Genomic DNA, 23,625 nt, shown 5'->3' on the forward strand with positions numbered 1-23,625 from the left:
TTGTTTTGGTTGTTAGAATTAGAACTGGAACTCGATCCAAGGCCTCGAAATCCTCAGATTTCGTCTCCCACTCCTCGCAGGAATCACCCTAAATCATATTGTCGGAACCCATTTTGTCACATTAATACTCACTTTGGCAATACATATCTTGCTTTCTTTTTATATACAACCTAACTATTTTACACAAAACGCTCTAATTATTATCCAACATCATACAAACCCAACCATTCGCAAATGAGCAGGGTTCACGCATTTAATTCTCCAACTCTGGCTTTTACGCGATCATGCATCGAAAAATCGTAAATAAATCGGCCGGTTGACCCTGAATCTGCCGCCATATTAACCGTCATCATCCTCTCCGCTCAAAAATCAAACATCGTCACTCGCAAATTCCTCCCTTTCCGCAGCCCTCCGGAGCCCCAAGGGGGCGTCCCAAACCAGCCCTGGGTGGAACCTGGTGGAACCCAGGGTAACCGTTCCTCAATACATTCACATTCTGCCGACATAGTCGGCGCGAGCCCCGCGAGCATCATCCCTCCTGCACGTCACCATTCATTACCATTTCAGAAATCGAAGAAAATACTGCATCTACTCTGGGCCAATGAGCCGATAGCCTTGCCCACAAGAGAAAACTCTGATATCGCCTTACATACATGGAAACCCTGGGTGCAACGGAGCATAAATTCGACGTCTTCCTGTCTCACAGCAGCAAGGATAAACCGACAGTCCACCCACTTTTGCTTAATCGCTACGCCAGTTTTGTTATAAGAGTTTGGTTCGATGTAGAAGAATCGCTTGGCTCACTCCCCGCCATCTGGTAGTCCATAACGCGAACCATCCCAAGGACTCAAAGGGAATGACCATTAAAGCCTTTATCAGCTACAGTCACGATTCTCCCGCACACTGCCAGCGAGTGTTGGCACTCAGCACAGCACTGCGAAGAGACCACGGCATCGATGTGGAACTCGATCAATACCACAATGAGGAAATTGTGGATTGGCCTCGCTGGTGCAAAGAGCAAATGAGTCCCGAGCGTTCGGACTATGTCCTCTGTGTCTGTACTGCCGAGTATTATCGCCGCATCGAAGGTCATGAACGTCCTGAAAAAGGCAAAGGCGTTTATTGGGAAGGCAGTCTGATGGATGACGAGCTTTACGATGCCAAAGGCAACAGACGGTTTATTCCAGTCTTTTTTGATGACGAACCGGACTCAAGTGTTCCTAAAATTCTTCGCGGTTGGACACATTGCCGCCTCCGCAACTTTGCGCTGGAAGACTCCGGATTTGAGCATTTGTTTCGAATCATTACCCGCCAGCCAAGCGTTCCAAAACCACCGCTTGGCACTGTCCCTGTTCTACCACCCAAGCCTCCAGCTCAACCTCAACCCATCCCCCAGACCGCAGCACCAATTCAAATCTTTCCTACTCATCTCCGCCATGGTGCCGAGGAATTATTCGGCCGTGATGAGGAACTGAAACGTTTAGATGACACTTGGAACAATCCAAAAATCAACGTGGCCACTTTCGTCGCATTCGGCGGAGTGGGAAAAACCTCGCTTATCTTTGAATGGATGAACCGGCTCATTTCCGATGCCGGTCGCGGAGCAAAGCGTATTTTCGATTGGTCATTTTACAGCCAGGGAACACGAGAACAAGGTGTCTCCGGCGACGTATTCATTGCCAAGGCACTCGAAGCTTTTGGCGATCCCGAGATGGCTAGAAGCAACGCCTCACCTTGGGACAAAGGTGCACGACTCGCACACTTGGTAGCCCAGGAAAGAACTCTCTTGGTGCTCGACGGCTTGGAACCATTGCAATATCCGCCCGGCCCAATGGGCGGCAAGTTAAAAGACCCGGCAGTGGAGATGTTGCTCAAAGGACTGGCTCGAAATAGCCCCGGCCTCTGCATCGTCACCACTCGCGAAACAGTCACCGACCTGCTTCCCTTTCGAAGCACAACGGCCCCAGAATGGAAACTGGAACATCTCTCCAAGGATGCTGGTGACGCGTTATTGGAAAAGCTCGGCGTAAAAGGAACCACTGCGGAACGCCAACAACTCAGCTGCGATGTCAACGGCCACGCTCTTACCCTGAATATATTAGGCAACTACCTAGTGCGTGCGCACGGAGGTGACATTCGCAGACGCGCCCAGGTCAGGTTTGAGAAAGCAGATGCCAACATCCAAAACGGCCACGCTTTCAAAGCCATGGCCGCCTACGAAACATGGCTTTCGTCCGGTGGCGAAGTCGGCTTGCGCCAACTCGCAGTACTTCGTGCACTCAGTCTCTTCGACCGCCCAGCAGAAAATAGACTTTTGGAAGTGCTTCGCCAAAGGCCTGGCATTGCGCACTTGACCAAACCGCTAATCGATCTTGATGAAGAAGATTGGAATCTTACCCTTTCCTCACTCAAGGATGCTGGCCTAGTTTTTATTCAAAGCGACAAATCAACAGTCGATACCCACCCGTTAATTCGCGAATACTTCGCCGCAACAATTCGACAAAAGAATCTTGTGGGTTGGCGTGCTGCCCATCGGCTACTTTACGTGCATCTTCGCGACACAACGGAAGATAAATCGCAACCATCCGTGGAGGATCTTCAACCTCTCTATCAAGCTGTCGTTCACGGTTGCCAAGCAGGACAGGCCCGTGCAGCATGTGATGAGGTTTATGCGGCTCGGATCGCGAGAGGACGTGATCACTATAGCATGATGAAACTCGGAACAATTGGAGCTGATTTAGCAGTGGTCTCTTATTTTTTCGATAAGCTGTGGAGTCAACCTGCAGGAGATTTCACCGAAGTAGCCCAAGCTTGGTTGTACAGTCAGGCTTCTTTTCAACTTAGGGCATTGGGCCGTCTCACTGAAGCTCTTGATCCGATGCGCGCCGGCTTACAGATGCGAATAAAACAAGAGGATTGGGTGAACGCAGCGAGATGTGCCATTAACGTTAGCGAACTCGAGATGTGTTTCGGCGACATAATGGGTGCAATGAGAGATTCTAAGCAATCCGTCAACTTTGCGAATCGTAGTAAAAATTCATTTCAAATAATCCGTTCATCCACTTCATGGGCCAACGCCGTTCATCAATCTGGCAACCAAGCAACCGCCCTAACGCTCTTCAAAGAGGCCGAAGACATGCAAGCGAAGCGCCAACCTAAGTATCCACTCTTGTATTCGTTATCCAGTTTCGAATACTGCGATCTACTCCACGTTGATGCTGAAAGAGTTGCTTGGAAAATTATCACCAATGGGACACAAAAAACCACGCTCCAGCTAATTGGACGTTGCCGCGAGGTTGAGGAGAGAAGCCAAAGGATACTTACTTGGCGCGCCCCCAACGACTCACTTCTCGACATCGCTCTCGACCATCTCACTTTCGGGCGTGCCTCACTCTATCGTGCGGCTCTCGAGAATTCAGCAACTAGCAAACTGGAATCGGGATTTATCGTGCCTCACCAACACCTTTCCACTGCTGTTGACTGCCTCCGTCGTGCTGGCCAGCAACATCACCTTCCAAGCGGCCTTCTGTCCCGCTCCCTTCTGCGCTTTCTTGAAAATGATGCCGAAGGCGCGCGCGCCGATTTAGAAGAAGCCTGGGAAATCGCCGAACGCGGCCCCATGCGCCTCCACATGGCAGACATCCACCTCCATCGCGCCCGCCTCTTCCGTGACAAAACCTCTCTGATCGAAGCCCGCAAACTCATCGAACAATGCGGCTATTGGCGTCGCAAAGAAGAGTTGGAAGACGCCGAAGAAGCCGCGAAGAACTGGTAACGACACTACCACCTGGACTCCGCAACAATCCCGGATTCGGCCACACCATGATCTCTTTCGAACACGGCACTAACTACACAAGTCGAAAAACCGCATAGCGCCTGTTGATCTGCGAAAGACCTCCATTACTAAAACAACCCACGATGGGAATCACGCGACAAATCCAATCCAACCAGAAAATACCCGACGTTCTCCCCCTCTCCCCTTGCAATGGGAGAGGGCCGGGGTGAGGGAAAATGCGCCCAAACTTTCCATCGCTTTGGGAACCCCGATTACTCGACAAACGCAAACTCGACGTATCGTTCCCCATCTGCGTTCATCGGCGTCCATCTGCGGTCACGCCTCCAATTTCGAGCTTGGCTCTTATCCGTAGACGGCAATCAGAAATTGCCAGGCGTTTGTGGTTACCTCATAATAACACCATCGAGAGGAAACAAAATTATGGGAACAAACACTATCCGACTTCACCGAGTGCTCCGTGCGACTCCAGAGCGAATCTATCGGGCATTCTTGGATGCCGACGCATTGGCTAAATGGCTTCCACCTAACGGATTCACCTGCAAGGTTCACCACTTGGAAGCCAAGGTCGGTGGCTCCCACAAAATGTCGTTCACAAATTTTACCACCGGACACGGCCACTCCTTTGGCGGAACATATCTTGAACTGGTACCGCACGAACGCATTCGCTACTCGGACAAATTCGACGACGCGAACTTGCCAGGGGAAATGCAGGTGACAATCACCCTCAAAAAGGTATCCGTCGGGACTGAGCTGAACATCGTTCAAGACGGTGTGCCCGATGTCATTCCCCCTGAGGCTTGCTACCTCGGGTGGCAGGAATCACTCATCCTGCTTGCAAAACTTGTCGAGGCTGAGATTCCAGATTAGCGCGAAGTAGGACGAAAGGAATTCGGCTTGTTGTGTAGAATCAAAAGGTCGTAGGCTGAAGGCGAGGGCGAAGCCCGAATCCACTGAACCACCTATGAACTTCGCGAAGCGAAAAGAATCCACATCTCCCAACCCTCGCGCTCCAGCCACAGTCCACGCATTCCGTGGCCAGAATCCACTGAGCTTGACTCGTTCGACAAATAGGCCGCTATGATGTCACCGAGTTTATTAAGGATAGCCAAGCTCAGAACTAAGGACCTCTTAGCCCTCCTGATTTTTGGGTGCTTCCTGTGCCTTCTCGGACTGGCAGTCCTCTCAGTAATGCCGCCAAAAGGCGCTTATTTGATCGAGCAAATGGACAGCGGTATTGGAGTATTTGTTACGGGAGCATCATTGTTGTTGTCGCTACTAGGTCTCGGATTTCTGAAGTCAAAGCAGGCCGCTCATTCAGATCGGTTCGTAATCTTCTCCGGGTTCGTCGTCTCGCTTGTACCAGCAGCGTGCATACTCTGGACTTTTTTAAGTGCATGGTTTGCCCCGCTCCCTTACCACGTTTACGCAAGCGACGCAAAGCGCATCGCCGCAGGCATGACTAAGGCACAGGTTGTCCAGAAGATTGGATCGCCTAGAGGTTCGTCGGTGGGTGAGCACAAGATGCGGCTTACCTATGATTTGCAGATCGCGTGGGGAAGCTCCGGTCGGCAGTTCTTTGTGGATTTCATCGACGACAAGGTCGTCTCTGCGAAAATTGTGCGTTATGGGGGAGAAGTGGATGATGATTTTTTTGTAAGTGATGCTGTTAAAGATTTGATAAAAGGAAAGGCGCTGAACAGATGAAGCCGCTTCCAAATCGACAGTTGAAGCACTCAAAGTCGAACAAGTCGGGTGCACCGATCCTTATCCGCTAGTCACCGTAGCACCGTCACTCTGAACATGAACTTTCCAGCTTCAGTTTCTCTCCCCACCCGCACGCGGCATCAATCGCACCTATGCCTAACCATGCTCATCCCGCAACGGGTTCCAATTGGCACGAATGCACTTCCGCCCAACAACCACAAATGTAAGTCACCCCTAAACAAAATTCCCATGCGCCAATCAGTATTCAGAATTATTCTAACGGTGACATTTACTATGCTTATTTTCACCGCTGCCCTCGCTGAACCAATCACGAACCGAATCACCGTCACAGTACGTGGAACCGGCCCGGACATCGTGCTGATTCCCGGCCTCGCCTCCTCCAACGCCGTCTGGGACGCCATCGCCAAACACCTCGAAGGACGTTACCGCCTCCACATCATTCAAGTCGCAGGCTTCGCCGGTGCCCCTCCGAATGCGAACGCCCAAGGACCTGTCGTCCAGCCAACTGTCGATGCCATCAACACCTATATCAAAACCAACCAACTGACCGCCCCAAAAGTGATCAGTCATTCGCTCGGCGGATTGATGGCCTTAATGCTCGCCTCCCAACGTCCTGAAGACGCCAGCAAACTCTTGATTGTAGACTCACTTCCCTTCTTCAGCGTGTTGAACGGTGTCAACAATGTTGAGGACGCCAAGCCCCGTGCTGCTGCCATGCGCGACACCATCCTGGCCCAAACTCAAAAAGACTACGCGCAAAGCCAAACCAATGTACTGCGCTTCATGGTCAAGTCGCCGGAGGGTCTCAAGACCACTGCCGCCTGGGCTGTCGCTTCCGACAAATCCGTCGTGGCTCGCGCCTTATACGAACTCATGACCATCGACATGCGCCCCCAATTGCCTCAAATAAAGATCCCCGTAACCATTCTCTACCCTTGGGATTCCTCAACTGGCTTTCCACAAGCCATGGTGGACAACCTCTATCAAAAAAGCTTCGCCTCCCTCCCCAACAAAAAACTGATCCGCATCGACAACTCCCTACACTTCATCATGCTCGACCAACCCGACCAGTTTCTAAAACAAGTGGACGCATTCCTGAAGTAATGTTGTCGTGATTTTTTCCTAACCAGAATGTCATCAGAACCAGGAACCAACCCGCGACGTTGAACACGGTCAGGTTCATGGAAAGATGCATGCCTCCTTGTCCTGTTCCCCTCTTTGCCTGCAAAACCAACCATGCTCTCGAAACACTCCGCCGAGACTCAGGAACAAACTGCGATCTCCGAAGGTCCAGCGGACCGCAATGTTTATAGTTCCCGATCAAAAAATAAATCCGCTTCGGCCCGTGACTCCAAACAACTCAACGCATGCAATCGAAGCGGCACCGCCCGCACAATCTACATTTTCCTTATTTTGCCGACCGCCTTGCCGTCGCTGAACCGCGGGCAAATGTCCCTTGGAAATATTTCCGGCTACCCGCCACGCAATCTTGCAAACCGTCACCAGTCTCCTCAGAAAGCATGAACAATCAATCACCGCTGAAAACTGAAAACTTACCGCTCAGTTCGTCCACAACGAACAGCCACGATTAACATCACCTGTCCATCCCAATCCACCCCTGCTATCAGGATCACACCACAATAATGTTGGCGGGGATCCTGCCGTGTCGTTTTTAACCTCTTCCTGCTGGTACGTCTCAAATTTGATGAATTGCGACCGCCCATCATAACCAAGCACAATACAGCCTTTAACATGTCGGCGACTCGGCCCATTCGACTGGTCGGGTTGATTGGCACCATCGTTATACACACCCGCATCCTCGTCGTTGGGCTCCCACATCATATACGAAGCAGGCGCCATGGAACCCATTTTATGAACCGTCGGAAGCGGTGGGGTTTTATGATATCCCATGCTCGCCCCATTCATCACATAGGTGGACAACTTGTCGAGACGCGCAGCAAAAGTTGTGGTATTGGTCTTTTCAGTCGGACAGCGATAAACCCGCCAGTTCTTCCCCACATAGGCCCAAAGTAAACCGCCCTGATAAGCATTTTCCGGCGGATTCGAAAGCGCAGGTGGGTTTCCTCCCACGGGGGCATAGAGCCAGCCGGCATTCAGGCCGCCCCAGTTTGGAAACACAGCGAAATCATTATTATCCAGGGAATACATGTGGGCGGCCAGGCCAATTTGCTTTTGTTGACTCAAGCATTGGGTGCGCAAAGCCGCCATTTTGGCATTGCTCAACGCCGGCAATAAAAGGCCGGCCAGAATGGCAATGATTGCAATAACGACCAGGAGTTCAATCAAGGTAAAACCTGTGCGGTGGGTATGGAGCTTCTGCTTCTGCTTTTTCATAACATGGCTATCAATGTGTTGCTATACGACTCCACGGCACATGACACTACATGCTGGGGCGTAGCCAGTATCTGGGGTTCATGGCTATAAAGATGGATGTGTTAGTACTTCGGGTCAATAAAAATTACCGTTCTTAATCTTACAAAAGTTGATTAAAATGCCTCAGTTTCCGAACTGTGGTTTTATTTCTTAAGCACAGTGTCAAGATGCGCCCGATGTCGAATTGACTCATCCCGTTACCTCCGCTGGCATCATCGACCAACTTGGATTTCGCATCGGCCAGATGAGGTCTGCATTCTTTGGAGCGCGGCAGGATGATGCGGACAGGAAGGAAGTCTCACTCAAGAGGCAAATTGCAACGCATCCAATGTTGGCAAAAAAATTCGGGCAAATCACAAAATTTTATCTTTTCTTCTCGACGTTAAATTTGGATCTCCCGTGGACGGGTTGATTACGAGAACACTATTAATTTAAATCTCCATAATGTCAATAGATTTAGTTATGTTATTTTACGTAGCTGTGGATTAACTGTTTACATCACCGACATTCGTTGACTTCCCTCCTTATCCGCGTCCATCCGCATCCATCTGCGGTTACCTCCTCTTAATCATCTCAACCTAAAAAACTGCCTCCCCAAGGCCGCGTTATTCGTATACGGACTAACCGCCCCCGACACATCCACAAACGGGCCCGCAACATCCGACGCCGATTGCAGCGTATAAGTCCCACTCCACGAAATCACCAACTTGTCCCCTGCTTGCGTTGCAATCATCGTCGGCCGCACAAACGTCCAAACCACCTTGTTCACCGCATCCCACGTCATATAGCCCCGCGAGAAATCCTGCCTCGTACCACTGCCCGAAGTGAACTCGTTGTTCAACCAATAACCATAATTCACCGCCCCATTGTTCGTCTTAAAAAAACTCCACAACCCATGCTGATCATTCAGCTCAATCGTCCCATTTGTCGACGTCATCAACGTTGCTGTCTTATGCGAACCTCCATCGAAGTCCTGTGCGTAGCCATTAAAGAAACCGTAAACATACGCCCCATGCCCATTATCGAATGGATTCCCCAACGCAGCCTGGCCATGGCTGTAGTAATAGCTCTGGATATTTTGATTCGTTGTCCCGTTGGAATTAATCCCTTCAAACTGCTCAGAGTGCTGATAATCCACATACGACAGCTTCGGACTCCCCGAAGAATCCTTCACCCCGTAATAAATATTCCCCGCCGGATTGTCCTGCCAATAAAACCAGATCGCCATTTTCACGTAAGGAATCACCTTGATCGCGCTGAACGTGGAAATCAAATTCGTCTCCTGGATTTCCTGCGAAACACCGCTCGTATGGATGCTGTTGGTGGTCTGCCAGCCCACTTCGGTAATGAACGTCTTTTTCAGGGTGCTGGCTCCTTCATATTTGGTATAAGCCTGCCGCACCCAATCCACATATTGCCTAAACTCCAGCGACGATGCCACCCCGCCCTGATCGATATAGACATGCTCACCAACCCCATCCAACGGATACACATTGTAATTGGATTTGGCATAAGCAAAAGCTCCACCCTTCGTCGTGTTCGTCCCGGTACTATAGGTATCGTCCACGTATTGCGCCCCGGCATTGCCGTAGCTGTAAATTCCGCCAATGCTATGACCAAACACCCCGCCCGAAAATAAAGTCACATCATTGATCTGATGCGTGATATGCACCGACTCCCAGCTCCTTGCCAGCAACCAACCATAATTCGACGGATAAAGATACGTGCCGCCCACGCCAACACTCGTCGTCCAGGCATTCGGCTCATTCCACAACTCGTAATATTTCACGCGATCCCGAAAATGCAGCACGATCGGCACCACCGCATTCGTGGCATAACCTTCCACGTAAATATTATCGCCATTTGAACCCGGATTCTTCTCCGAACTGTTCGCCTCCCAATCCGTCTGACTTCCCGGCCACGAGCCTCCATCAATCAACAACAACACCTGCAACCCCGCATTCCGCGCATTGTTCACCGCGTTATCATAATAACCCAGCATCGCCGCATCCCAATTCGTGTGCCCCGGTATCAACCGCATCTCGATCCGTATCCACCCCGTCTCCCCCTGCACCATCTTCGACGCCACACCCGCCGTCAGCAAAGCAGTCCCAGTATTATCAATCGCCCACCCATTATCCGTCCCATATGGCCCCGCCCCCTTCACCGCAGAAGAAAACAGAACTGCTACCATGCAAATGAATACACAGATTTCTCGCGCAATATGTGACCGAATTTTCAAGCAGGCTTGGTGAATCAAATTGTACCCGCGTGCCACAAATGCACAAGGAACCATCTGTTTTGTGTTTAATCAGTGACTAAAACGCTCCTTTATTCGTGTGCCTTCGTGTCCATCCGTGGTTAAGTTGTTAAAACCATTGCAAACACAGGGTTTCTTGAAGGGATGGACGGCCACTGTCAGCGAAACTGTCAGTCATGGGGCGGATGGTAAAAAAATTCGCCAAAACTGGCTGGAACTTGCTGAGACTTCGCCACCACTGGCGTTCAAAAGCGCCGTGGATAGCCGGGGCGCTTCTTCAAATTCATTGAGGGATCGCCTCTTTTTATTCTTTTACTCGACATTATTCGAACGCTATGCTTTCCAGTAACACATGCAACGAGGGAAGAACGCCTGGCATTTAGTCGGTTTGAAATGGATCGCCGCTCTCGTCTCAGCTTTGGTCGTCGGCATCTCATCATCTGGTCGGGCCGATTCAAGCGATCGGTTTGCCGCAGCACTGAACGCACAGATGCCTGAGTTGTTAGAGAAATACCGCGTGCCAGGAGCCGTGATATCTTGCATCAGAAACGGCGACGTGGTTTGGACGAAGGCATTCGGGCGTGCTAATCTTTCGACGGACGGGCTTATGCGACCAGACTTGGTATTCAATCACGGTTCCAACGGAAAGGTTCTGACGGCATGGGGCATCATGCGTCTTGTTGAAGAAGGAAAAGTGGATCTGGATGCGCCGGCAAACCGTTATTTAAAACGCTGGCAGCTTCGTTCATCACAGTTCGACCCCAACGCCGTGACCATTCGCCGCCTGCTCAGCCACACCGCCGGCCTCACGGTCCACGGTTTCATGGATTACAACCAGCGCCGTCGATTGCCCAACTTGGTAGAAATGCTGGAAGGCAGGAATCAGGTTCCCATGTTCAACGGTGAAGTGAACGGCGCTGTCCTCATCAAATGGCAGCCCGGGTCGCGGGGGGAGTATTCCGGCGGCGGATTTGTGATTCTGCAAATGATCATTGAAGACGTCTCGGGTGAGTCATTCGCGTCCTTCATGCACCGCGAAGTGACCGCGCCGCTGAAGCTCGATACCCTGCAGTGGACATGGACGCCGGAGCTTGAAGTCGCTGCGCCGATGCCCTATGGAGAATTGCAGGAACCGGTCGGTTATCGACAACTCGCTTGTCAGTCGATCGGCAGTGAGGTTTGCAGTGTTGCCGATTTTGCCCGCTTCCTCGCGGCCGCCGTGCCGAGTGCCCACGCAGAACCTGTGGGACGCGGAGTTCTAACGCCGGAAAGCGTGGCGCAAATGCTGGAGATCCAAACCAATTCGGATGGTTCGGGTCTCGGTTATGGTGTGGCGTGGATCGATGGACACAAGATACTCGGGCATTCGGGAGCCAATCCAGGCTGGAACGCTCAATTCCTCCTCGACGCCACCCAGCGGGAGGGTTTTGTCATCGCCAACAATTCGGCGCTCGGCGGGCCGTTCAATGGCGCCGTGAATGCCCTTTGGTGGCGGACGATGAGGAGCCAAACCGTGACCGATCCTCCGCCTGCAAGTGGCTTCACGATTGGGCTGAACCGGTTAGTGCTAAGAATCACTCTGGTCTTCGGAACGATTCTAACCGTCATCACCGGCAGGCGGGTATATCAGGTCGCGTGCGGCAAGTTGCGTTGGAGCCGGCGTCCTTCCAAGCGATGGCTGCTGGTCACTTCCTTTTTTGCTGTGGTGACGTTGATTTGGTGGTATTTGTTCTATGCGCCGCCGTCTCTGCCATTGCCCATCAGTCCGGCAATTCCGGACATCTGGGTGTTGCCTTTGGTTAATTACTTTGCGGAGGCGCTATTGGGCTGCGTTGGCATTAGTCTTTTCTTTGCGTTTCTTCGTGGAAATAATGCCGAGTTGAAAGATGAAAAAAGGGCGATCCCTCAATGAATTTAGGGAACCGCCCCGTGCACTCGGCATAATCACCAGCTAGCAAAAACAACCATTATACGATCTTTAAAGTAGTTTTTTTTTATACTATTAACATGCACCTGTCAGTAAAAGTGTCAGTAAAAGTGTCAGTGAAAGCAGTCAAAAGTTGCCGAAAATAGTGACGAGTTAGGGCGAATTTGCATCGATTTATCAATGGTTTTCGCTATTTTATTGCAGTTCTGATTTGGATATACAGACCGTGTCCATTAGTGGTTACTTCCCTATTACCCCGCCCTACAACCCCTGACTCCGATAGAACCTCCGCCCGAACCCTCCCGCATTCGTGTCACTGAACTGCACCGCCCCATTCACTCCCACGTTGTTCGTCCCAATTGAAGTCCAGTTCGTCATGTTCGTTGACGCCCAAACCGCATACGCCGCTCCCGGCGTCCCCTGTTGCAAAACCAAACTCACACTCCCATTCAGCTTCAAACTCGAAGCATCCACTTTCAAAGTCCCAGGCAACGAACTCCCGGCCGAAACCGTGCTTGCTACCTTGATCCCATTTCCAAAACTCGTCACCCACATCTCCGAAAGCTTGTAAGGATTGAAGAAAATCCTCTCCGGCTGCCGGAATGGATAGCTCGTCACCTGGAAGAACGAAGGACTTCCCGCTGTAATATTGGTCGAACCCCAAAGCCCCTGCGTCTCCGTCGTCAAATAAAGCTCATTCGCATTCAGCGGATTGATTGTGCATGACGTCACCCGATCCAAACTGTTCAACCGCGTCCAGCTCACCCCGCGATTCGTCGTCCGATACAATCCGCCCAGCCCATTCGGTGCCCCACCCCAGCCGCTGAACACCCCCACATACCACGTGTTCTGCGTCGCATCATTCGGATCAATCACCAAATCCTTCGTCCAATAACTCATGTTGGTATGGCTGCGATCAATCCACGACGTCCCGGCATTGGTGCTGACAAACACACCCGAACTCGCGGTAAACGCCGTCGTCGTCCTGCGTCCTGAGTAAGTGCAAACCAAAATGCCATCGTTCAGCACATGCATATTAAATGGATGCCCCTCCGTCCGTGGCGGATTAGCCAGTTTGCTCCACGTCGATGCTGCCCCGTTCTGAATATTGCTCGAAACATAAATCCCACCGGCGGTGCTATGAATCACACTCGCATAAAGGCGGTTCGCATTATTCGGGTCCGTCGCCACCCAGATCACCGGATGCCCAGCATTGTACAACGTCTGCCACGTCACACCTTGATTGCTGGAGAACAGAACCAACCCCGCCCCGCCATCAATGGTCGCGTCGGTCAGATGCGTGCTTTGATACATATCATGAATTGACGACGTCCCTGCATACAACACGCCCGTTACCGGATGCTTCACGCACCGGTACATCGAATTCTGATTGTGCCCCGTATATCCAAAACCCCACGTATTCCCTCCATCCGCACTGATGATCCCTTTAATATCCGAATATCCAGCGACGATATGATTGCTATCCGACCACGTCACTCCCCAGCACGAAGTATTCTCCAGTCCAATGCTGTGATAAAACTTTCCCTTCGGCGTCACCGCATTCGTTGCGTTCTGGTCCGCCACATTCACATAAACCTGCTTCCAAAACGCACCGCCATTCGTGCTCACATGCGCGAAGCCCAAATCTGTATAAGCCACCTTGCTCGAATCATTCGGCGCCACTGCCAATCCCAACGCTCCCGCCCCATACGACCAATCCCTGTCCCCACTCGCTCCCGCCCAACCGGTAAACACATTCAGATTATTCGTAATCAATAACGAGTTTTGCCAGTTCGTCCCGCCATTGATCGTCTTGTAAAGTATCGGATAATCAATCGTGCTCTGCTGCCCCGCCACGTAAGCCGTCGAAATATCATTCTGCGCCATCGCCACAAATGCCGGATTATAGCCCGCCGGAATACCACTATTCCTCAATGTCCAGTTCCCCTGTCCCCAATCCAACGAATACGTCCCTGCATAACTAGTATACGAACTCTCAACGTACAATCCTGGAAAAACATCCGCCGAACTCCAAATCACACAAAAGAACCTTTTCGCTGTGCCCTGCTTCGCCCCGGCAAACGAAACCATCACCTGCCCTGCTGGAATGCCTCCCACACTCGACAGGGCAAAAGTATTTCCATTGTCCGTCGATACCAACAACCCCGCACTCGTCCCCACATAAATATTCGTTCCATCGAAGAAAGCTCCCGCCACATACAATCCCGCCGCCGCACTGTATTTCGATGCAAAGCTCGATCCCCCATTGGTCGACCAATACAAATTGCTATAATCCGAAACAATAATCCTATTCGTCGAACCAGAGTCCGCAAACAATGCATACGCTCCTCCCCCCGTAGGATCGCCAGCGAGCTGGTGCCACGTCGCACCACCATCCACACTCTTCGTCGGTGTTATCAGGTCGCCTGAGTAATCAACGCAATAAATTACCTTGGGATCACTCGTAAATTGCATGATCGCATTCCGACCTCCTTGTATCTGCCCAAAATCGCTCGTGATCCAACCCGCCCCAAAATTGGTCGAACGAAACACCTCGCTCATATCACAAGCCACATAAAGCTCGCCCGCGTTGAACGGATTGAAGCTCGGCGCAAACAATGCGCCTCCCCCTCCCGCACCCTTTGGACCCCATTGAGTCGGCTGCGCCGCCTGTCCTCGCGACAAAAGAAGAATTGCTAATACACATTCAAACGCCGCTAAGGAACGTAAACATCTTTTCATGGCCATGCAAAAATCCGGTCGCCTCTTGCAATCTGCAATCGACACGACACGTCCCAAAAAATGAGCAATTAAAAGGCCAAACCCTCCGATGTAAGGGGAAAATCCCGACCGTCTAATTCACCATCAAAACACGGTAAAACTTTTGTGGTGAAGCAGAAATTCCATTATCCACAATCGAACTAACCGTATTCGTCGCCACCACGTCCACTCCAATCTGCCCCCAATTAACGTCCGTCAGGCTGTTCTTGTATTGCACCCGATATTTCAAACCCGAACTGGAACTCCAACTCAAGGAAATGGAGTTGCTCACCGGGTTGAACTTGGCGCTGGCAATGTTCGGCGGTGAAATGAGCCCAAAAAATTTGAGCACATCCGACATATAAGCATCCCGCACGCTCGCGCTCGTAATCGTTTCAAAAGGAAATCCCCAATTCACCACCTTGCCGCCTCCAAGCGAACCATCATACTGCACTGCCGCCGCGCCGCCCGTTCCTCCTGAATACAAAATTGTCGCCGCGCTCCCGTTCGTGGCCAGCAAGACATCTGGATATGCGACGTTATAGGTTCCCTGCGTTCCATTGTCAAAACCACCACTGGCGTTGCCGGTAAAAATACCTGCGGCCAGCGGCACAAATGCATAGGTATTGGCATCGTCCGCGCTAAACACTGCCCTCAACTGGTTATGATAAAAGTTCCTGTCCGCTGTGGCAGCTCCACTCGTACGATCCAAATCCCACCCAACCTCTGCTCCACTCACGAACAGATTTCCCCCGGAATTCAAGTATGACGTAACCAGCGCCTGCTCTATCGCATCAAATGTCCGGTCTTGCGTCGATTCCTCTCCCAGCATCCAGATCACCGCCTGGTAATTCGTAATCGGCACCGTTCCATTGGTCACCGACATATGGTTCGCGGTGTCAAACGCCGGACCGCTGATGCTCCGACCAGCAATTGCCGAGAAACTGTGATTCGTTGCCTTGGGATTATCCGAAGGTTGGAATTGCCAACGATCATAACCGTCGACAATCAAAATCTTTGAAGGTGTCGCGCCCACCTGCGCTCCATAGACGCGGGAGAACGGACTTTCTCCATTCGTCCCCACCACCGACACCCGATAAAACCGCTTCGTCCCCGCCGCGAGCCCCGCATCGGCGTAAGTCTGAACATTCGCTGCCACATTGATCGGGGCTCCGAAAGTGACTCCATCGGCACTCGTGTAAACGCGATAGCCTGTGCGGATAAATTTTTCATTCGACCATGACAGCAGGATGGTGTTGTTGCTGCCGCTGTTCGCCGCGTAGAAGAGTTGTGGACTAAGCGCCACCCCTCGTGCCCCGAGCAAAACAACCGCATCGTCAATTGCCTGTCGCGTGTCTGCCTGATCAATCGCATTTGTATTTGCAATAAAGGAAAAAAGATACCGCCTGCCATCATATTTGTTATCAATATAACCGCTCAGAGCAATCGATATGCTCAGCGATCCTGTCTTGGCATGCACCTGCCCTGATCCATCCGTGCTGCAAAAACGACTTCCCAAAGTCCCATCCACGCACCCGATTGGCAGTGTGGAAGCATAACTGGAAAATGTGCCGAGCATATACCTCAACAATGTTACCGTCTGGCGGCCGCTGAATTTATTATTATGTGACAGACCGGAACCATCATTCATCGCGATTCCGTTTGTGCTTACCCCCGCCACATTTTTGAGCCAGGGCAAAACCTGCGCCGCCCCTGCGGCAAATGAATCGTTCCCATTGATTTTGTAACTGATATGCCTTAACAGCGCATCCGCCATCACGTTGTGACTGACCTTGAGCATCGGCGTGCACGCAACATCCATTCGCAGCGGCAGGCTGTTATAGGTGAGATCGGTGGATAAATGCGTGTACATCAAAGTTCCAGGCACGGTAAACCCGGTCTTGCCAACCGGAATGCCGGATACCGTGATACCCTGCGCCAGCAAGGCGGCCACGAAATTTGTCGCTGCGCTCGCGTTGTAAGGCTGCTGAAAAGCGGCATCGTGGTTGCTGGGATCAGTGTCAGCCAGATTATAGAAGCAAGCTCCGTAACACTGCACGTTTCCCGTCACGCTCGTTAGTCCCTGTGCCTTCAGTTGCGTGGCTATCCGATCCAGCGCGGCTCTGGGATTGCTGAAGACGCTCGTGTTCCAGGTAATGTCATGCTCACTCACCAGGTTCAAATCACCCGTAAGCACGCCGCCACTAAGGGTCCCATTCCGATAAACTCTCGTCTCAAAAGCCGCATTGGTCCCCAACAATCCCCACGCTGCTGATGAGGTATAAAGCTTGGTATTGGAAGCAGGCGCCAATCCAGTATCAGGATTCCTTTGATAGTCGGTGGTCGTCCCATCCGCGCTTTGTATGAAAACACTCCAGATATTCGTCGCTACGGCGGCACGAGCTAGAATGGCATCTATCCTGTCAGGTATGGGTTGAGCGGTGGATCTGGCGGAAAAACTGGCCAGCGTAAGAAGGACGAATAAGGTAGCAACCTTTTTCATTTCAATCAGGCCATAAAAGCTCCACAGACTTCTCCCGCTTTAGATGGTCTGAAAGGTATAACTTGGTTCCTGCCGCTCGTCACTAAAATTGCGGCCTCACAAATTCTGCCTGAGGAATCTCATCCCGCCCCGGTGTTCCCTTTGCGAATAGTATATTCGGGATAGAGTCGCTCACGACAATCCGGACAGATCCCATGGGTAAATTCAGCCTGGGTATGCTTGGAAATATAAGTCTCCACCCTTTCCCAATACCCACGATCATCGCGAATCATCTTGCATGATGCACAAATCGGCAAAAGTCCTTTCAAGGTCTTGATATTCGTCAGCGCTTCTTTCAACTCCTCAATCAACCTCAACCGCTCCTTCTCCTCCCGCTTCCGCCGGGTAATGTCCCGCTCTATCGCCGAAACCCCAACCACCTCCCCTTTTCCGTTCTTGATGGCTGAAAGCGTCAGTGAAACATCGATTATGGCCCCATCCTTTCGCAGCCGTTGGGTTTGATAACGATCGATGTGCTCCCCATTTTTGATTCGCTGATAAAATTCCTTTAATTCTTCCGGGCGCTCCGGCGGAATCAACCGGGAGACCGAATGTCCCTTTACCTCATCCGCTGTATAGCCATAAATATGCTCGGCACCTGTATTCCAACTGGTGATGATTCCTTCAAGAGTTTTCCCGATGATCGCATCTTCTGACGACTCCACGATGGCGGCCATATACGCCAGCATCTCCTCGGCTTTATGCCGTTCCTTGCGGTTTAACGCTTCACGGACTTCACGCTCAATGGCCGGCACCAGGCGAAAAAGCTTGTGTTTCAACACATAATCCTGCGCCCCCGCTTTCATCGCTTCAACCGCTGTCTCCTCCCCAATGGCTCCCGAAACAATGATCAGCGGAATATCCAGTCCCTTCTCCGAAATTAATCGCAACGCTTCAATGCTGCCAAAGCCCGGAATGACATGGTCACAAAGAACCACATCCCATTCCTGCAGGCTCAGCGCTGACCTCATCTCCACCACATTGTCAACGCGGTGAAATTGTGGCTCGAACCCTCCTCGTCTGAGCTCGAAAACCAATAACAGGGTATCGTCTTCGGAATCCTCAACGATCAATGCCCTCAACGGCTTTTTCATACGTCTTTATTCAGACAAACAATGGTAATTGTTCAATGGGCAGAATACCCTAGTCTCAATGGTCTCAAATGACAAAAAATTGTTGTCCTACAAACCGCTCGTTCAAGCCAAGCTTAATCCGGGCCATTGTTCCGGCTTCAATTTCAAAAAAATTAATCCGCCGACAAACCCGAACAATTGTTATATTTGACCAGTTGTCAGAAGTTTAATTCATTACTTAAAAAGAAAATCGATGCAAATATCCGAGTCCATTCAGTGTCCATTTTGTGGGCAGACTTTCGACCTCGTCATCGATACGAGCATCCCATCGCAACAATTCACCACGGATTGCGAAGTCTGCTGTCGGCCATTTGAAGTGGTCGTGGAATGTGAACCCGGCGAAATTCTAAGCTTGGATGTGCTGGGGAATTAAGGGAAGGTTTCCTTCGATTTTATGCAAATAACCACTCATCCTTCGAATATCGCTTATAACGTACTCTGGATTTATATCATCCTGCTTTTTGCCGGCGGCCTGGTTGGCTTCTTTAAAGCCGGCAGCAAGATGTCGCTGATTATGTCAGCTTCCTTTGCGGTGATTTTGATGCTCTGCCAGTTTGACTTGATCTTCAAAGCCAACGTCGCAGATATGGTCCTCCTGTTCCTCCTGGTCTTTTTTACCGTGCGTCTCGCCAAATCCAAAAAGTTCATGCCTAACGGTCTCATGACGGTGCTCACCTTCGCCGCCCTGATTCTCCGGCACATCCACTTTTGATTCCGTTCCAAAGCCGAACTAGGTTTGGTTACTTAGGGGTATTTAGCCGTGCACTCATCCCTGCCAATTTGGGAAATTCATTCCGCCATTGTCGATCAGCTCAGGACCGGCAACCGGCTCGTTTTGGTCGCGCCAACTGGCTCCGGCAAAACCACCCAGGTGCCACAAATGGTTCTGGACGCAGGCTTGGCCGGCGACAAGAAGATCATTGTCCTGCAACCACGGCGCGTCGCCGCCCGCACCGTCGCTGCCCGCGTCGCCTGGGAACGCAAAGGCAAACTCGGCGATGAAGTCGGCTACCAAATCCGTTTTGACGATCACACCAGCCTCGGCACCCGCATCTGCTTTGTAACTGAAGGTATTCTCCTGCGCTGGCTCCAGGAAAACCGCAACCTGCCCGACATCGGGATGATTCTTTTCGATGAATTTCACGAAAGAAATTTGCTTAGTGACGTCGCCCTTGCCTTGGTGAAGCACCTGCAGGGTACCCAACGTCCCGATTTGAAAATGGTGGTCATGTCTGCCACTTTGGATGCCGAACCGGTTGCCGACTACCTCTCAACGGACAAACAGCCCTGCCCGATTCTCATTTCTGAAGGCCAAAGCTTCCCCGTCGAAGTTCGCTACCTGATCAGCCACGACGAACGCCCCATAACTGACCAGGCTGCCGAGGCCGTCGAAGCCATCGTAAATTCCGGCGAACCGGGAGACATCCTCGTTTTCATGCCTGGTGTGGGTGAAATCCATTCGACGATCAACGCCTCTCGCTCGGTGCGCACCAATGAACGTCTTGCATTCATTCCCTTGCACGGCGAACTCCAACCGGAGGAACAAGACCTGGCGTTTGCTCCTAATCCTCTGCGTAAGGTGGTGGTCTCCACCAATGTTGCTGAGACCTCGGTAACCATTGATGGCATTCGTCACGTCGTCGATAGCGGCATAGCCCGCATCGCACGCTATGATTCTGAACGTGGCATTGGGACTCTCGGCATCGAGGAAATCAGCCGCGCCTCAGCCGATCAACGCAAAGGTCGCGCTGGTCGCACCGCCCCCGGCACTTGCCATCGGCTCTGGACTGAAAGCGGCCACCTCAATCGTCCCGAGCGCAACACGCCTGAAATTCAACGCAGCGACCTCGCCGAAGTGGTTCTGCTTCTCCATTCCTTGCACATCCGCAAGGCTGCGGCGTTCGATTGGCTCGATAAACCAGACGCCCAGGCAGTGGAGCGCGCTGAAAACCTCCTCCGCATGCTCGGAGCCCTCGATGAGTCCACCGGTGAATTAACCGATATCGGCCATCGCATGCGTCGACTTCCCATGCATCCGCGCTACTCCCGCATGCTCGTGGAAGCCGCCAAACTCGGCTCTGTCCGATCAGCAGGCTTATGCGCGGCTTTGGTGAGTGGCCGGGATCTGCTGCAACGCTTGCGGCGTGAAGACAAACATATTTCCGAAGCCCGCGAACTGTTTGAGGCCAGCCAGGAATCCGATTTCTTCACCCTGATGCGCGCCTACCAATTTGCGAAGAAGAATAATTTCGGCATCGAAACCTGTCGTCGCTACGGCATCAACGCCCAATCCGCCCGCCAGGTGGAACAGACATACGACCAGATTCTGCAGATTGCCGAACAACAGAAGCTGTTAAAACCTGATGAGCAGTCTGACGACACCGCCCTGCTCCGCTGTATTATGGCCGGGTTTATTGATCAACTGTGCATCCGTCGTGATTCAGGCTCTTTGGAGTGCGATCTGACCGAAGGCCGCCACGGCACGTTGATGCGCGAAAGTGTGGTGCAAAATGCACCGCTCTTTGTGACAGCTTCCATTCGCGAAGTCCCGTCGCGCGGCTCAGAAAACCTCACTCTGCTCGGCCTGGCCAGCGCTGTAAAACGCGAGTGGATCGAACAAATGTTTCCCCAGCACATCAAGGTCCAAGTGGAACATCTCTTCGATCGCACGCACAAGCGGGTCGCAGCGGTGAAACTGATTCGCTTTTGCGATTTGGTGATGGCGCATGAACATCAACGCGATCTCGACCCAACTGCTTCGGGCCGCAGTCTCGCCGATGCTTATCGCAAGGATTACTTCGAACTTCCCTTGTTTAATCACGAACTGAAACAGTTCATCGCGCGTGTGAACCTGGTGTGTGCCGTCCTGCCCGAACTCGAATTTCCGCCCTTCGATGAAAAAGCCATCACCGATTGCTTGAGTCGAGCCTTCGCGGGAATGTCATTGGTGAAGGAAGCTCAGGCCACCCATCTCAAGGAAGAGTTTTCAAGGCACTTGGCCAGGGAACAACTCGGTTGGCTTGATGAACTGGCTCCGCTGACCATTTCCTGGCCCGACGATCGTAAGCTCAAGTTGCAATATCCTGAGGAAGCCACCACCAAAGGCGGCGATCCAATCGCTCCCGAACTGCAGGTAAAACTGCACGAATGCTTTGCGCTGAAGGAACAGCCTCTTATCTGCGAAGGCAAACTGCCGGTCCGGCTTTGGCTCTGTGCACCGGATGGCAAACGCATCGAATCGACCTTGAATTGGCCGACGTTCAAGACCACCAGTTATCCAAAACTGAAATCGACGCTTCAGCAGAAATATCCGCGCGTAAACTGGCTTTAACGGGGAAATCGGTTTACATCGTTAGGTTTCAATCACCGTTTATCAATTTGACTTCCATCACGGGCACACCAACACGTTCGTTTTAAGTTGGCAGTAAGGGTTTCCTATGGCTACTTCTTCATATGAGCAAAGCATCGTCACAATTCGAGGGGCTTCTGGATGGATATTTTGAGAGGGTCTTGGAAGAGAACCCAACCTTTGCCGCCTACAGTGGCATTCAATCCAGCCGTGGCCGCCTGGGACGCGCCACTTTGGAGTTCGAAACCAGGCAGCAAAAGCACCGCCAAAAAGCTCTCCTCCAACTCAACACGCTCTCTCCCCGTGAATTGAGCAACGAACAACAACTGGATCGCTTGGCTCTCCGAAGCCAGTTGTTGCGTGAAACTGAAGATTTCGACCGCAAACGTCACACGCTCGATCCCAACGCGCTCGATCACGTGCTCAATCTTCTGCTCCACGAATTGCAGCGCGGAGAGGACGAGCCCAAACGTGTCGCTCAAAATCTCCGTTCCATTCTCAAACAAACCCCTCGCTTTCTCAACGAATCCGCCAGTCTGATCGACCGCCCCGAACGAGTCTGGCGCAAGATCATGGAGCAAACCGTTGCGGGTTCACATTCGCTTTTCGAAGCCGTGGCTACGTTTCTCAAACGTGTCGAACCTCAGTCCAGCGACGGCCAACAAATTAAGGATGCCCAACGGGCTTTCTCAAAATATCACAAAAAGGTGATGTCGCGTCCGTTGGCCCCGGAAAGCTCGTTCTCCGTCGGAGCCCCCATCGTCCAACGCCGCATCCGCGACCAACTCGGTCTGGATTATTCCCTCGGCGAAATCGAAGCCCTGGCTCTCTCGGAAGTAAATCGTATCGGCACCCTGCTCAAGCAGGCAGCAAGTAAATTTGGCAAAGGTAAAAGTCCGGAGCAGATTATCGAGAAAGCACGAGCCGAATGGAATCCTGGCGCAGACTTGCTCGGCTTCTACCGCAAGGAAACAAGCCGTGTCGCCAGCGCCTTCAAGTCCGCCAAAGCTGTCACCTTCCCCCAAGGTGATGAATTGCAGGTGCGCCCCGTGCCTGAGTTCATGCGTCATTTGTTTCCCACCGCCGCCTACTCTTCTCCGGGTGCTTTCGAAAGGCGGCAACGTGGTATCTTCTGGGTGAACGATCTCAGCGTCACCAAGACAACCGAAGCCGAAAAGAAGGCTGAACGCCAACAACACTTCGGTCTCAGCCTCACCTGTGCTCACGAAGCTTATCCCGGCCATCATTTGCAATTCGTCATCGCCAATCAACATCCGCGCAAATGGCGTCGCTTGTTTGCACATGCCGTCTTCTATGAGGGCTGGACCCTCTGGTGCGAGCAAATGATGGTGGATTTGAAGATTGATCGCTCTCCCTGGCTTCAAGTTCAGCAATTGCACGATGCTCTCTGGCGCTGCCATCGTATTTTGGTGGACTTGCGTTTGCAAACCGGCCGTTACACCTACGAGAAGGCAGTCGCGCACATGATGAAAAATCTGGGCTTTACCCGCGCCCGTGCCGAAGCGGATGTGAACTGGTATACTGCCTCTCCCACGGTTCCCATGAGTTATTGGCTCGGTCGTCTCGAGAACGAACGACTGCGCCAACGTCTGATGGTTGGCCGTGGCTGGAAGCTTCAAAAATTTAACGATTGGCTCATCAGCTTCGGCACCATTCCCCAAGCCTGGATTGAGAAATACGGGCTGGATTAAACCGTTGCATCATTTTTAAAACTGGCA

At 51.9% G+C, this 23,625-nt stretch carries 14 protein-coding genes; 9 read left to right on the forward strand and 5 right to left on the reverse strand.

The genetic code is table 11. From position 1 onward, the window contains the following. Positions 1-856: 856 nt before the first annotated feature. The 4 genes from CFLAV_RS32340 (at position 857) to CFLAV_RS14600 (ending at position 6,625) form a co-directional block, all read left to right on the forward strand. Positions 857-3,775 (forward strand): SEFIR domain-containing protein, encoded by a 2,919-nt coding sequence (locus tag CFLAV_RS32340; RefSeq protein WP_007415528.1) that lies wholly within the window; start codon positions 857-859, stop codon positions 3,773-3,775. A 441-nt stretch (positions 3,776-4,216) separates the two neighbouring features. Then, positions 4,217-4,663: an SRPBCC family protein gene (locus CFLAV_RS14590; RefSeq protein WP_007415530.1), complete on the forward strand. Its 447-nt coding sequence runs from the start codon at positions 4,217-4,219 to the stop codon at positions 4,661-4,663. A gap of 321 nt (positions 4,664-4,984) precedes the next feature. After that, a complete protein-coding gene (locus tag CFLAV_RS14595) occupies positions 4,985-5,500 on the forward strand; it encodes a hypothetical protein (protein WP_150107430.1) in 516 nt (171 codons plus the stop codon). Positions 5,501-5,794: 294 nt separating this feature from the next. Then, on the forward strand, positions 5,795-6,625 hold the full coding sequence (locus CFLAV_RS14600) for an alpha/beta fold hydrolase (protein ID WP_160164584.1): 831 nt from the start codon (positions 5,795-5,797) through the stop codon (positions 6,623-6,625). 456 nt (positions 6,626-7,081) lie between these two features. Here the strand turns inward: CFLAV_RS14600 and CFLAV_RS32345 are convergent, their stop codons facing one another. Both CFLAV_RS32345 and CFLAV_RS14620 read right to left on the reverse strand, forming a co-directional pair. Further along, on the reverse strand, positions 7,082-7,876 hold the full coding sequence (locus CFLAV_RS32345) for a DUF1559 family PulG-like putative transporter (RefSeq protein ID WP_007415534.1): 795 nt from the start codon (positions 7,874-7,876) through the stop codon (positions 7,082-7,084). Positions 7,877-8,483: 607 nt separating this feature from the next. Then, complete coding sequence (locus CFLAV_RS14620; RefSeq protein ID WP_007415535.1) at positions 8,484-10,109, reverse strand: hypothetical protein; 1,626 nt, start codon at positions 10,107-10,109, stop codon at positions 8,484-8,486. Between the two features lie 418 nt (positions 10,110-10,527). Here CFLAV_RS14620 and CFLAV_RS14630 point away from each other — a divergent pair, with 418 nt between their 5' ends. Further along, a complete protein-coding gene (locus CFLAV_RS14630; RefSeq protein WP_007415536.1) occupies positions 10,528-12,087 on the forward strand; it encodes a serine hydrolase domain-containing protein in 1,560 nt (519 codons plus the stop codon). Positions 12,088-12,363: 276 nt separating this feature from the next. On the opposite strand, the gene CFLAV_RS14635 is transcribed toward CFLAV_RS14630, so the two are convergent. The 3 genes from CFLAV_RS14635 to CFLAV_RS14645 all read right to left on the reverse strand — a co-directional run bounded on the left by CFLAV_RS14635 (position 12,364) and on the right by CFLAV_RS14645 (position 18,498). After that, the gene (locus CFLAV_RS14635; RefSeq protein WP_150107432.1) at positions 12,364-14,787 is read right to left on the reverse strand and encodes a beta propeller repeat protein; all 2,424 of its coding nucleotides are present in this window, start codon (positions 14,785-14,787) and stop codon (positions 12,364-12,366) included. 169 nt (positions 14,788-14,956) lie between these two features. After that, positions 14,957-17,365 carry a D-alanyl-D-alanine carboxypeptidase gene (locus tag CFLAV_RS14640; RefSeq protein ID WP_007415538.1) on the reverse strand — a complete coding sequence of 803 codons (2,409 nt, stop codon included), beginning with the start codon at positions 17,363-17,365 and terminating at the stop codon, positions 14,957-14,959. Positions 17,366-17,484: 119 nt separating this feature from the next. Continuing rightward, complete coding sequence (locus CFLAV_RS14645) at positions 17,485-18,498, reverse strand: PAS domain-containing response regulator (RefSeq protein WP_007415539.1); 1,014 nt, start codon at positions 18,496-18,498, stop codon at positions 17,485-17,487. Between the two features lie 232 nt (positions 18,499-18,730). On the opposite strand from CFLAV_RS14645, the gene CFLAV_RS14650 reads away from it, so the two are divergent. The 4 genes from CFLAV_RS14650 to CFLAV_RS14665 all read left to right on the forward strand — a co-directional run bounded on the left by CFLAV_RS14650 (position 18,731) and on the right by CFLAV_RS14665 (position 23,598). Next, on the forward strand, positions 18,731-18,910 hold the full coding sequence (locus tag CFLAV_RS14650; RefSeq protein WP_007415541.1) for a zinc ribbon domain-containing protein: 180 nt from the start codon (positions 18,731-18,733) through the stop codon (positions 18,908-18,910). Positions 18,911-18,931: 21 nt separating this feature from the next. Continuing rightward, positions 18,932-19,249 carry a TMEM14 family protein gene (locus CFLAV_RS14655; RefSeq protein ID WP_007415542.1) on the forward strand — a complete coding sequence of 106 codons (318 nt, stop codon included), beginning with the start codon at positions 18,932-18,934 and terminating at the stop codon, positions 19,247-19,249. 48 nt (positions 19,250-19,297) lie between these two features. Then, positions 19,298-21,868: an ATP-dependent helicase HrpB gene (gene hrpB / locus CFLAV_RS14660; protein ID WP_007415543.1), complete on the forward strand. Its 2,571-nt coding sequence runs from the start codon at positions 19,298-19,300 to the stop codon at positions 21,866-21,868. A 122-nt stretch (positions 21,869-21,990) separates the two neighbouring features. After that, entirely contained in the window at positions 21,991-23,598 is a 1,608-nt protein-coding gene (locus CFLAV_RS14665) for a DUF885 domain-containing protein (RefSeq protein WP_007415544.1), read from the forward strand. Positions 23,599-23,625 lie beyond the last annotated feature (27 nt).

The sequence above is a fragment of the Pedosphaera parvula Ellin514 genome (assembly GCF_000172555.1).
In the GTDB taxonomy this organism is placed as follows: Bacteria; Verrucomicrobiota; Verrucomicrobiia; order Limisphaerales; family Pedosphaeraceae; genus Pedosphaera.